General features: G+C 39.0%; 11 protein-coding genes. 7 read left to right on the top strand and 4 right to left on the bottom strand.

Annotation, left to right across the window (positions count from 1 at the left end):
- Positions 1–23 precede the first annotated feature (23 nt).
- The 5 genes from nagZ to C8270_RS18810 all read left to right on the top strand — a co-directional run bounded on the left by nagZ (position 24) and on the right by C8270_RS18810 (position 6,768).
- Positions 24–1,745 carry a beta-N-acetylhexosaminidase gene (gene nagZ, locus C8270_RS18835; protein WP_106498316.1) on the top strand — a complete coding sequence of 574 codons (1,722 nt, stop codon included), beginning with the start codon at positions 24–26 and terminating at the stop codon, positions 1,743–1,745.
- 541 nt (positions 1,746–2,286) lie between these two features.
- Positions 2,287–2,982, top strand: a complete 696-nt coding sequence (locus C8270_RS18825; RefSeq protein ID WP_106498314.1) for a response regulator transcription factor — start codon at positions 2,287–2,289, stop codon at positions 2,980–2,982.
- Positions 2,975–3,979: a sensor histidine kinase gene (locus tag C8270_RS18820; protein ID WP_106498313.1), complete on the top strand. Its 1,005-nt coding sequence runs from the start codon at positions 2,975–2,977 to the stop codon at positions 3,977–3,979. The genes C8270_RS18825 and C8270_RS18820 overlap by 8 nt, the downstream gene beginning before the upstream one ends.
- 97 nt (positions 3,980–4,076) lie before the next feature.
- Entirely contained in the window at positions 4,077–4,835 is a 759-nt protein-coding gene (locus C8270_RS18815) for an ABC transporter ATP-binding protein (protein ID WP_106498312.1), read from the top strand.
- Entirely contained in the window at positions 4,825–6,768 is a 1,944-nt protein-coding gene (locus C8270_RS18810) for an FtsX-like permease family protein (RefSeq protein ID WP_106498311.1), read from the top strand. Before C8270_RS18815 ends, C8270_RS18810 begins: the two co-directional genes overlap by 11 nt.
- 111 nt (positions 6,769–6,879) lie before the next feature.
- Here the strand turns inward: C8270_RS18810 and C8270_RS18805 are convergent, their stop codons facing one another.
- A complete protein-coding gene (locus C8270_RS18805; protein WP_106498310.1) occupies positions 6,880–7,554 on the bottom strand; it encodes an ABC transporter ATP-binding protein in 675 nt (224 codons plus the stop codon).
- Positions 7,555–8,589, bottom strand: coding sequence for an FtsX-like permease family protein (locus tag C8270_RS18800; RefSeq protein WP_106498309.1), 1,035 nt, complete (start codon positions 8,587–8,589; stop codon positions 7,555–7,557).
- 285 nt (positions 8,590–8,874) lie between these two features.
- On the opposite strand from C8270_RS18800, the gene C8270_RS18795 reads away from it, so the two are divergent.
- Positions 8,875–9,573 carry an aspartate/glutamate racemase family protein gene (locus C8270_RS18795; protein WP_106498308.1) on the top strand — a complete coding sequence of 233 codons (699 nt, stop codon included), beginning with the start codon at positions 8,875–8,877 and terminating at the stop codon, positions 9,571–9,573.
- A 297-nt stretch (positions 9,574–9,870) separates the two neighbouring features.
- Here C8270_RS18795 and C8270_RS18790 read toward each other — a convergent pair whose 3' ends face one another.
- Both C8270_RS18790 and coaW read right to left on the bottom strand, forming a co-directional pair.
- Positions 9,871–10,233 carry a hypothetical protein gene (locus C8270_RS18790; RefSeq protein ID WP_106498307.1) on the bottom strand — a complete coding sequence of 121 codons (363 nt, stop codon included), beginning with the start codon at positions 10,231–10,233 and terminating at the stop codon, positions 9,871–9,873.
- Positions 10,234–10,981: 748 nt separating this feature from the next.
- On the bottom strand, positions 10,982–11,788 hold the full coding sequence (gene coaW / locus C8270_RS18780) for a type II pantothenate kinase (RefSeq protein WP_106498305.1): 807 nt from the start codon (positions 11,786–11,788) through the stop codon (positions 10,982–10,984).
- A gap of 336 nt (positions 11,789–12,124) precedes the next feature.
- On the opposite strand from coaW, the gene C8270_RS18775 reads away from it, so the two are divergent.
- Complete coding sequence (locus tag C8270_RS18775) at positions 12,125–12,475, top strand: 2Fe-2S iron-sulfur cluster-binding protein (RefSeq protein WP_106498304.1); 351 nt, start codon at positions 12,125–12,127, stop codon at positions 12,473–12,475.
- Positions 12,476–12,528 lie beyond the last annotated feature (53 nt).

Below are 12,528 nucleotides of genomic sequence, written 5' to 3'. Positions count from 1 at the left end.
TGATTATTCGAGGAGGGACAACCATGATCAAACGTAAGCGTATCACAATTATAACCATCATTGCTATCGTCGCTCTTGGAGCATCTTTCTTTTTCATCAGTTTGTTGGGCGACGATACAAATGATAAACAGGCAGACCAGCAATCAAAGAAACCATTACCAGATAATGAAAATAAAGATGACGTGGAGTTAGAACCATCTCTAGACAACATATTCGATTCAGCCAAGCAAGGAAAAGTCATGGACAGTCATATCGTTGTTGGTGATACGACTGCCGATGATGTGCAGGAAGCTTGGGGGGAACCGGATGAGAAGAGTGAAACAGATGTTGGTCTTTTTTTGAACTATCCATCACGTGACATCGATGTCGGTATTACAGATGATATTGTGTCCGATATGCGTTCATCGCAGGAAATATTTACGTCGGTCGATTTAGATACGCTTAAATCATATGAAAAACCCGATGATACGCGTTACTACCAAGACGAAGATTATGATCAAATCATCCTTGTCTATGAACTTTCTGGCGGCTATGACTTGAAATGGGTTTTTCCGAAACCTGCCAGTGATTCAGATAACCCTAAGGTCGATCATATATCGCTATCGAAGGAAATAAGCAAAGGTGTTGAAAATGAAGAGGAAAGCAATGATTCTGGTGATAAAGAAGTCGACGGGATGAGCCTTGATGAAAAAATCGGGCAAATGATTTTCAGCGGGGTTAATGGTACGGAAATGACTGCCGAAACTAGAAAAGTCATCGAAAGGTATCATGTTGGAGGTATTATTTTATTTGGTAATAACATCGAAAGTATAACCCAAACGGTGAACTTTTTAAATGATATGAAAGCTGTGAATGCTGACAACAACCCTACCCCGTTATTGCTGGGGGTTGATGAAGAAGGCGGCAGTGTGACACGAATGCCTGATGGGGTGAAAAGCTTGCCCACGAGCCGTTCGATAGGGGAACTGAACGATCCTGAGGTGGCTTTCAATGTTGGTAGCATTCTCGGTGAGCAGATGCAAGCACTCGGTTTCAATTTGGACTTCGCACCTGTCCTTGATATTAACAGCAATGCAGATAATCCTGTTATCGGCGATCGTTCGTTTGGTGACAACCCGGATATTGTCACTGGGCTGGGTATTCAGACGATGAAAGGGATCCAAAATGAAGGAATTATTTCTGTCATGAAACATTTTCCTGGGCACGGGGATACCGGGGTAGATTCCCACTTGGAGCTTCCAAAGGTCGATAAAAGTTATGCGAAGCTGTCCAAACTGGAGCTTATACCATTCAAGAAGGCCATTTCAAATGGTGCCGATGTCAGTATGATTGCACATATTCTGTTGCCAAAAATAGATAAAAATTATCCTGCATCTATGTCCAAAGGGGTGATCACAGGTATTTTGCGAGAGAAATATGATTTTGATGGTGTCGTCATTACCGATGACTTGACGATGGGGGCGATCACGGATCATTATAATGTTGCCGATGCGGCGATCCAGACAGTAAAAGCGGGCGGAGATCTATTGCTCGTTGCACATGATCCCGATTTGATTGCTACTGTATTTGATGAATTGAAAGCGGCTGTTGAGAGTGGAGAAATAAGCGAAGACAGGATTGATAAGAGTGTGGAACGCATCACGGATTTAAAAGCAAAATACCAACTGTCAGATGAAAAGACGCCAGTACCTAATTTCCAATCGATCAATGAGAGAGTGGAAGCAATTATACAGAAAGTGTCTTGATCATCGCTATATAAAGAGAAGGAGTATTTAAGCATTTACAATGAATCGTGAAAGCCTTCAATACTACTAACTAGTCGAGATTGCTCATTTAAGAAAAGGGTAGCTAATGTGGAATAACGATAAACAACTTTGTTACCACTAAACTTAGTGTGATCCTACTTGTGGTTGTGAAAAGTGAAGAACTATTTTTTGATGAAGCCGCATTTTTTATCGGAAGAATGCGGCTTCACTTCGTTAAAAGTAAACAATTTTATTTTATGTGGAAATCCAAAATGAAAGCAAAAAATATACAGAACAAGGTCATACTAAATATAAATAAACTGAAAGGGGATAACGAGGATGGCGAAGGATAAAAACTGACATTCACGAGTAATCAGTTAGCAAGAGATGCCTAATTACGGATCTATTGTAAAGATAGTACAGAATGTCATTCCCCATTCTCCCCCCCTAGACCTGTCCAGGGCAAACGTCAATTCTGTACATAATGAGACGATTTCGCTACAATGAAACCAAAATGATAGATGAATAAGCGAGTGGTTCCATGTTCAAGATTATGTTAATTGAAGATGATACAAGCCTGTTTCAAGAAATAAAAGAGCGGCTTGCCAGTTGGGATTATGATGTGTTTGGTGTGAGAGATTTTAACGATATCATGCAAGATTTTACAAGTTTAAAACCAGATTTGGTCATTATTGATATTCAATTGCCGAAATACGATGGATTCCATTGGTGCCGGATGATTCGGATGAATTCCAATGTTCCTATTGTCTTCTTATCGTCACGCGATCACCCGACCGATATGGTTATGTCTATGCAGCTTGGTGCGGATGATTATGTACAGAAGCCGTTTCACTTTGATGTCTTGATTGCGAAAATACAAGCGATCCTCCGGCGTGTCTATGATTACAACACGGAGCAAGTCGAATTGCGCACATGGAATAGCGCAACGGTTGATTATGCCAAAAATACGATTGCCAATGAAAAAGGAACCATTGAGCTTACGAAAAATGAAATGTACATCCTGAAAGTTTTAATCGAACGTAAAAACGAGATCGTCAGCCGTGAAGAAATCATCCAGAGTCTTTGGGATGATGAGCGGTTCATTGGTGATAACACCCTAACCGTTAATGTGAACCGGTTGCGTAAACGATTGGGAGAACTGGGATTAGGCCGTTTTATCGCGACGAAAGTTGGGCAAGGCTATCAGGCGAAGGAGGTGGCCCATCCCAATGATTAAAAAGTACTTAATGGAGCGATGCAGCTGGATAATCTTGTTTATCGGATTACAACTGCTTACACTTTTTATCGCTGTAATCGACCCATCCATCACCATCCGTCCTGTCTTATATATTGTCTTTTTATCGACTATTATTCTAATTATATTTGCCGTCGTCCGCTATCAAAAGGAAACAGCATTTTACAAAAGCCTGCAAGCATGGGATAGCGATTACGATTTAACGGATATCAATAGGGCGAGGAGTCCGTTCGAAAAAATGGTTAAAGAACGACTCGAGAAGCAAACGACTAAGTATAAAAATGAGCTTTCACAACACAATATAAATTTGGAACAAGAAAGAGATGAACTTTTATCGTGGGTACATGAAGTGAAAACACCACTAACTGCGATGCAACTCATGATTGATCGCGTAGAAGATAATAAGATCAAACAGCAATTAAAGTACGAATGGCTGCGAACGTACTTGCTTCTCGACCAGCAGCTGCATCAAAAGCGCATTCCTTTTATGGAAAACGACTTATACATCGAACATACCAGCTTGGAAGCCCTGATTTTTCAAGAAATAAAAGCATTGCAGTACTGGTGTATACGCAAAGGAATAGGATTTGACGTTTCTTTACAAGAGGAGGAGGTGTTAACGGATGCCAAATGGCTCGCCTTCATCATTCGGCAACTGTTAACCAACGCTATTAAATATACGGAAAGTGCCGATATTTCGGTCACCAGCTACCAGGATCAGCAGCATACAAAGCTCATCATCGAGGATCACGGGAGGGGCATTAACGCCAAAGACTTGCCACGCATTTTTGATCGCGGCTTTACCTCTACTACTGCCCACCAGGACACAGCCTCCTCTGGTATGGGACTCTATTTGGTTAAGAATGCGATAAAGCCATTACATATCAAGATCGATGTCCAATCCATCGTTGGAGAAGGTACAACATTTACGTTAACATTCCCTAACAAAAATAAATTTGTTGCGATTACTGGCATGTGACAAGATTGTCACATGCCAGTATCATTTGTTCGGTGAATCGAAGGAAAAATGGATGGGGTACGCTTATGATGGAGAGAGTTCAAAGGAGTGAAGAAACATGATGTTACAAGCAACGAAAATTCATAAAAGCTTTGGAAACAAATTTAATAAACAGGAAGTCTTAAAAGGGATCGATGTTAACGTCGAAAAAGGCGAGTTCGTCAGTATCATGGGGGCATCCGGTTCAGGAAAAACAACTCTGCTTAATGTGCTTTCTTCCATTGACCGGGTAAGCCAGGGAACGATCGTCATCCAAGGACAGGAATTAACATCGATGAAAGATAAACAACTTGCTACATTCCGCAAACATCATTTAGGGTTTATCTTTCAAGAATATAACTTGCTTGATACACTGACTGTCAAAGAAAATATATTGCTGCCACTATCGGTTAATCACGTGTCAAAAAAAGAGGCAAACCGGGCGTTTCAAGCAGTTGCGGATGAACTCGGTATTAGTGATATGCAAAATAAGTACCCAAATGAGCTTTCAGGCGGGCAAAAACAGCGGACATCAGCAGCTCGTGCATTCATCCATCAGCCAAGCATTATTTTTGCGGATGAACCGACCGGTGCCCTTGACTCGAAGTCCGCATCCGATTTATTAAATAAACTGAACAACTTAAATCAAACACGAGATGCAACGATTGTCATGGTCACCCACGATCCAGTTGCTGCCAGCTATTCGGGACGCGTTATTTTTATCAAAGATGGGCAAATGTATACTCAACTAAATAAAGGCGAAGAAACGAGACAAGCATTTTTAAAAGACATTATGAAAACACAAGGTGTCCTGGGCGGTGTGCATGATGAGCATTAATCACCTGATCTTGCAGAGTCTGAAGAAAAATATCCGGAATTACTATCTGTATGTGTTCGCCCTAGTCTTTAGTGTGGCGCTTTACTTTGCATTTGTCACGCTGCAGTTTGATCCGGCAATGGACGCTAGGGCGAATACCGTAAAAGGATCAGCAGGAATTCGTGCCGGGGCGGTATTACTAATCGCCATTGTTGCTGTGTTTCTATTATATGCCAACACGTTGTTTATTAAAAGAAGAAGCAAGGAGATTGGCCTATTCCAGCTTATTGGCATGACCAAGGGCAAGATTTTCCGTATTTTGAGTATTGAAAACTTCGCGCTTTATGTTGGCTCCTTAGCTATAGGGATTTTTCTTGGCTTTGCCGCATCCAAGCTGATTAAAATGATTTTTTTCAAAATAACAGATATCGATCAGGTTGCGGCGCTGAACTTCTCTGCTAAAGCCATGTGGCAAACAATCGTAGTCTTTCTGATTATTTATTTGTTTATTATGATCATGAACTTTCTATTTATTCGCAGACAGAGCGTTCTTTCTCTGTTTCAAGCACGGTCCAAGACGGAGAATCGTGTCCAAAAACTGTCGGTTATACAGATACTGGTCGGAATATTTGGCATTGGGCTCATTGCTGCCGGATATTATTTATCCACGAAATTATTCAGTGGAGATATCAGTGGGGATATGCTGCTTTTTGTAATGCTGGCCATCTTGGGTTCCGTTATTATTGGTACCTACTTGTTTTTTAAAGGATCGGTCAGTTTTATCCTGCAGCTTATTCGTCAAACGAAAGCCGGTTACTTATCCATTAATAACGTGCTATCCCTGTCGTCCATCATGTTCCGCATGAGGTCTAACGCTGTATTGTTGACAGTCATTACAACCGTTTCTGCTTTGGCGATTGGGTTATTATCTCTAACCTATATCTCCTATTATTCAACGGAAAAGTTGGCACAGCAGATAGTCCCAAATGACTTTTTCATTACAAATGCAAGTGATGCAGAGGACTTTATGAAAAAACTGGATGAGGAACAAATTGATTATGAGCAGAGTCAAATTGATTTAATAACCATTCGTGCTGACATAACTAAAGCTTTGAAATCCATTCCAAGTAATTTCAATGGTAAGCTCACGGATAGCAGGATGGTGGTCATCAGTGATCAATCAACAGAGGATATTAGCGTTTCGCCCGATGAGGCTGTCCTCACCGGGGTTAGAGGTATCCTAACACAGTCCATTTCCTTTAAAGATAAAGGCGATATTGCCCTATCCAATCAGGAAAATACCGTTAATGTGCAGTATTCGGAGCTTCAAGATAGATTCATTGTGTCAAGTATTTTATCATTCGGGTTTCCGGTTGCAATCGTGAATGATAACGACTATCAACAGTTGGCAAAAAATTTGGATCCGGACATTCAAGGAGGTTTAGGCTCCGAGTATATCGGGATTGACATTGTCGATAACGATCAGCTAAATCAGGCAAATAACATTTTTCAGGACTGGTATGACGAGGAGGGAAATCCAGCATACAGTTACTTGGAGAGCGTCAGCCAACAGAAACAAGCAAAGGGTCTTACTATGTTCATTGTTGGCTTTCTGGGGTTAACCTTCTTAATCACGTCGGGGTGTATTCTTTATTTTAAACAAATGGATGAGAGTGAAGAAGAAAAATCCACCTACACGATTTTACGCAAGCTTGGCTTTACACAAGGAGATTTATTACGTGGTATTCAAATCAAGCAGCTCTTTAACTTTGGAATCCCATTAGTACTTGGGCTGTTGCACAGTTACTTTGCTGTTAAATCCGGATGGTTTATGTTTGGTACAGAAATGTTGACGCCGATGGTTATCGTTATGCTGTTGTATACCTTCTTGTACTCGATCTTCGGTATTCTGTCGGTGCTTTATTATAAACGGATTATTAGGGATGCATTGTAGGAAGCAAAACAAGGTCAGCCTCCACAAATTTCGTGCGGAGGCTGACCTTGTTCATGTTCGAGTTTCATTTATCCTATTTTCAACCGGTTAGTTCTGAGCAAAAGAAGTCTTTCACATAATCAATCCATCTTTCATTGTAACAATATGATCAGCATAAGGAAGCATTTCTTCATCATGGGTTACCATCAATGTTGTAATGTTCAACGTCTTTGTTAGCTTTTGAATCAGTGTCATAACATCCCTTGATTTTGTTGAGTCTAGGCTAGCTGTTGGTTCATCCGCAAACAGCATTTTCGGCTTGTGAATAATAGCGCGAGAGATAGCTACTCGCTGTTTTTCTCCTCCTGATAATGAAGCAGGATACGCATCTTTTCGGTGATCCATGCCTACTAATTTAAGAACTTTTTCAATTTCCGCTTTTTGTTGCCGCTTTTTCATTTTAGTGCCTGAAACATCGAGCATCAGCATCAGTTGCTCTTCCACTGTAAGAAAAGGGACAAGGTGAGAAGATTGAAAGATGAAACCGAACTGTGTTGCGCGGATTTTTCGAATTTCCTCTTGCCCCATACTTGTCATATTTTGATCTTCAAAAAGGATTTGCCCATTTGATGCACGTTGAAGGCCTGCAGCTATTGTAAGGAGTGTGCTTTTACCTGATCCGGATGCACCTACCAATGCTGTTATTTCACCTTCATGAAGGGAAAGATTAATCCCATTTAATACTGATTCTTTTATTTCCCCATTTGTAAATGTTTTTTTGACTTCATCAATCGTAAAAGCTGTCATTTAAACCTCTCCTTGCTGGATCGCCTGTAGTGGTTCGACCTTTTTAATTTGGATACCGGATAGTGTAGCTCCAATAAAACCAATAATCACGAAAATAATCGCCAGTTGCGTTGTTGTCTCTATTGTTAAATTAAATGGCATTCCATCTGGTGCGAACATGGTGAAGCCTTGACTTAGTGCAACAGACAGTGCGAGTGCCATAGCGGTAATGAATAACATTTGTGACCACATCATCCTAAATAGGGAGCCTGTTTTGACACCAATTGCTTTCAAAATTCCATATAAGCCGATTTTTTGCACGTTCATCATATAAAAGAATACCGCAAACAACATTCCGCTAATGACGACTAGGAACCAAACAATCATATTGAGTGACATCTGTTCTGCGCTGTAACTCGGAATCGTGTTAAGAAAGTCCTTGTTTGAAAATGATTGTAATCCTGAAATGTCTTGTGCTTTTTCCATTCCAGGGATGAATACCATTTGCATCTCATGTACGTGAAACATTTCTTGATAGTTTTTCATATTGATATATGCAACAGGTGCATGGCCGAATTTCTTTTGATCGACAAATCCCTGCACTTTAAAATCACCGTTTAATTGCTTGCTTGTGACTGTATCACCGACTTTTATACCTTTATCTTTCAATGAACCATCGAGTACGATTTCACCTTCTTCAACATTTTCGAATAACTTTGAATCAGTCGAGGTGGCAAAAGCAACACTATGTTGTTTGTCATCTGCATCGTTCACGAACCCCATTTGGATGGAAAATGCTACAGCATCATTTTCCTCATCTATAATTCTATTTTGTGTGCTCTCATCTATTTTAGAAAGGTTGTATGTTTCATCAGCATCCTCGTTCATATAAAATTGACCATCTGGCAAATCTTTAATTAACGCTGCATTATCGTGGGACAAGCCATTCGCCAATCCAGATATGATAAATGTTAATAAACTAACCAAAAAAACGATTGATCCTAAAATCATAAATCGTGCTTTGTTCTTCTTCATTTCTTTCCATGCAAGCTTCATCGTTCATGCCTCCATCTTTATGTTATAACTGGATTATATTCCTGTTTCATGAATGGAGTATGAACGAATCATTACAAATTTGAACACAAAATATACCACTGCAGTTAGCCTCGAAAAACTCCGTAATTACCCAGGCCATTTATAGAAATTTCCTATTTAAAATAGGGGATAAGAATTCGAAAAAATAATGTAGCATTCTACCACAAATAATAACAAGTCGTGTTAATATAGAGTAGACATACCTTTTTACTAAACATTTGAATTATAAAGAAAGGATGGGATCGAATGAAACACGCAGGCATTATCGGAGGTTTAGGGCCAGAATCTACGGTTGATTACTATCAATCATTTATAAAAAAATATCAGGAAAAAGTGAACAGTAAGCAGGAGCTGCCGGAGTTGTTCATTAATAGCATTAATATGTATAACATTTTCCGTTTCATTTCGGAGGGGAATTTGGATGGTCTCGTTGATTATGTTGGAGAAGCTGCGCAAAAATTGGAATCCATTGGCGCTGATTTCGTTATTATTTCTGCCAATACCCCACATATCGTATTTGATCAGGTGCGGAAAAAGGTAGCTGTTCCTATGATCAGTATTGTGGAGGCAACATATGACAAGGCGAATGAACTAGGACTGAAGCGATTGGGTCTTTTAGGGACGAAATTTACGATGGAACATGATTTTTTCAAAAAGCCTTTTCTGACAGGAGAAAAGGAAATTGTCGTGCCGGAAGAAGATGTACAGCAATATTTGCATCAAAAAATTGTGGATGAATTAGAAAATGGCATTGTTGATCCGCAAACCAAAAAAGAGTTTCTTAAGATAGTTCAGGACACGGCCGAGAAGGAAAATTTGGATGGCCTCATTTTGGGATGTACGGAACTGCCGATGATTATAAAAGAAGATGATACAGATCTAGCATTGTTGAACACGACTGAAATCCATGTTGACAAGATGATTGAGGAGCTTTTTAAGGAATAGCCTTCACGCCCATGAAGTGAGGGGTTTCCTTGCGAGGTGCAAAATCCTAATTCACATAGGAAAACATAGGGCATTCCATTTTCACAATACCATTCGTACTATAAATACCATTTAACAAGGCTTAGAGAAATTTTTATCTCTAAGCTTTGTTTTCCTGGTTCAACTAAAGCACCCTATTCTGGAATAATAAATTTGCCTTGTTAAATTAATTAAATTTCTAGATTTAATTTAATTGAAACTAATCACTAAGTGCTAATTCAGCCATTTAGCCAACTCTTCTAATAAAAGGTTAGTTATTTATTCTATTGCTTTGTCGTCACCAAAGATATGAATTTGTTTTAAGATCCTATCATTTTGTCTCGAATCATAATCGATAGTGTAGACTTTTCCTTTTTCAATTAAATTCCATACCATAGGCTCTTTTACTAATATTTTAATTTCATAAATTTCATCAGATGAATTGGGAGGAGCTGTTATAATAAAAGCCTCTTGAGTGTCTTTAGAGTATCCCTTTTCCAAAACTGTAATAACTGCTGTTGTTGTTGAAGCTGATGAAAGTATGTAAATTAAAATAACTGCTATTACAATTATCACAAAAGCTGACAAGGAAAATAATGCCTTTTTATTTCGTATAATACTGTTTATATCTAATTTTTCCACCATGACCTCCCATATAAATATGTGCATCTTCAATTTGCTAATCCCGCGGAGTTCTTTTCCACTCTTTTCCACTCACCTTGCACTTAACGAACTAAGAGCTTATTCAAGGTAAGCTATCTGTTTATTATCTAACAAATCTAAGTTTTATGGACCAAAAATCAAAGTTCCCCGAAAGTGATAAATGAAAGGGAAGAACAAAATAACAATTACTAAATTACCATAAAAACCAATCTTTCCTATAATTTTTTGGGTTCTTCGCCAAAATCCATGGATGAAATTGGTGATAAATCCAAATAAATAAAAAACATCCGTAACCTTAAAATTTCACGTCAAAAGGAAACCGTAAACATTAAGAATGATAAATATAATCGTCCACAGCACTGCCAGTACCAAATATGTCCTTTCATGTTTCGATTTTGCATTTTTTTCTTTATCAAAAACCTTATTTACTTCTCCATATATATAAATTATAAAAACAGTGGGTATATATATTAATAATCTAGTAAGATGTGTTTGTTGTTGCATATTAAAGTATTCATAGTTCACTGTACTGGCATAGATTAGTATTAAATATAAAATAAAAATAATAATCCAATTAATCAGCCTTAATATAAATTTTTTACGTTTATAAAATTCAGTAACCTCCCCAGTTCTTGAAAACAACCTTGATATGACAATAAATCATTTAGTATGTTATTTTTTATTGTTTACACCCTGAAGTAGCTGTTAACGTTGAATTGAGTACTTTTCACACATCCAGCAATGCACCTACTGCTCCGACATACGCACCTTTGTCTAAAAAAATCGGGTTAAAATCCATTATATCTCGGAAACTGTTTATCAGTTCTTTTAGCGGTTGATTACCATTCAACATGCTTCCGGTGAATACAACGGTTTCCAGTTGGTGTGCAGTTGTAGCTTGTGTGGCAAGTAGCACCAACGTCTCGCCGATCATTCTAACTAGACTTGCTATATGATCTGCTGTCGATGCGTTTTCATTTGAATTGGCCTTGCCGAAGTTACTTGCCGTTAGATCACCTAAAAGCGGGGAGGGGCTTGGCGCATAAATGTCCTTAATTAATAAGTCACTATGCTGACTGTATCCTTGTGCAGCCAATTCAATTAATTGGTTAAAGGTGTCTTTTCCGGAAATAAGTTTTCCCAACCCCATGAACGTACCACCACCAATTCCAGTCCCTAGCAGGCGTTCAAAAGAGTCCGGGGTGACATGGAAAATCGAAGTTCCTGTTCCGATATGTACCTGGATAAATTGATCAGGAGCTTTCTGTTGTTCTTCCTTCGCTAACAGATAGCGGGTTCCCTTAATAGTCGCTTGAAATTCATCGATCACCTGGATGCTCTGTTTGGCGATTGATTGTAAATAAGCGCTTTTCCCGCCAGTCAGTTTGAGGGTGGCTTCTGGGAATAACATCTGCAGCCAATTCAAGCACGCGGTAATTTCCTCGATTGGATACGTTTTTGTATGCAATTTTCCTTTTTCCTCGTAACTAATTTTCACAAGTGATCCACCCGCATCGACTCCAATTGTATTCAATGATAAACACCGACCTTTCGAGAGGTAAAGTTGTGGATTATTATTTCATATTAGCCCATTGCCTTTGATTAAAAAGGTTTCATAGATAATCATTTTATAAAAATATTTTAACAATTAACACCGAGGGTTTCAACGGGAAGAATTCATTTACGGGTGAGGAATTAACTCCCTGCGAATGGCCAGAAGCAATTGGTTGGGTACCAGACTGTGGTGGTGGCAGTTGCGGAAGCGAAAGTGCGTAAAGAGGCAACATTATAAAATCTCGGCTAGTTGTATGTTAAACGTAATGGTGTTAAAATTTTGTGATATGGAAACATTTTTGAAGGGGACATTTTAATGGCTACAGTTATTTTTCGTGATGCTGATAACGCTATGAAAGAAATTAATATAAAAAAGGGCCACACAATTTTACGCGCTGCTATGCAAGGCAGGTTTCCATTAAGGCATAAGTGCGGTGGTCAAGCGTCATGTACAACATGTAAAGTGTACATAAAAAATCAAGAAGGTGTTAATCAGGTACGAGATATTGAGGAAAAACGTCTCGGATTTGACAAGATTCAGGAAGGCATGCGGCTTAGTTGCCAAACAAAGGTATATGGAATAGCAACTGTGGAAGTCCCGGAAGATCCGTATAAGGCCCGGATTCGACAATTATTAAATCAGTCAAAAAATGAATTTGGTTTTTAAAATTCCGCTTAGAAAGTTAATCATACGATCATCGTGAATGGATACTGTGTTCA

It is taken from the genome of Lentibacillus sp. Marseille-P4043 (genome assembly GCF_900258515.1).
Lineage (GTDB): Bacteria > Bacillota > Bacilli > Bacillales > Amphibacillaceae > Lentibacillus_C.
This window is presented reverse-complemented; position numbering and strand designations above follow the sequence as displayed.

Coding starts and splice junctions, on each gene's coding strand:
- nagZ (WP_106498316.1), top strand. CDS start 24: ATGATCAAACGTAAGCGTATCACAATTATAACCATCATTGCTATCGTC.
- C8270_RS18825 (WP_106498314.1), top strand. CDS start 2,287: ATGTTCAAGATTATGTTAATTGAAGATGATACAAGCCTGTTTCAAGAA.
- C8270_RS18820 (WP_106498313.1), top strand. CDS start 2,975: ATGATTAAAAAGTACTTAATGGAGCGATGCAGCTGGATAATCTTGTTT.
- C8270_RS18815 (WP_106498312.1), top strand. CDS start 4,077: ATGATGTTACAAGCAACGAAAATTCATAAAAGCTTTGGAAACAAATTT.
- C8270_RS18810 (WP_106498311.1), top strand. CDS start 4,825: ATGAGCATTAATCACCTGATCTTGCAGAGTCTGAAGAAAAATATCCGG.
- C8270_RS18805 (WP_106498310.1), bottom strand. CDS start 7,554: ATGACAGCTTTTACGATTGATGAAGTCAAAAAAACATTTACAAATGGG.
- C8270_RS18800 (WP_106498309.1), bottom strand. CDS start 8,589: ATGAAGCTTGCATGGAAAGAAATGAAGAAGAACAAAGCACGATTTATG.
- C8270_RS18795 (WP_106498308.1), top strand. CDS start 8,875: ATGAAACACGCAGGCATTATCGGAGGTTTAGGGCCAGAATCTACGGTT.
- C8270_RS18775 (WP_106498304.1), top strand. CDS start 12,125: ATGGCTACAGTTATTTTTCGTGATGCTGATAACGCTATGAAAGAAATT.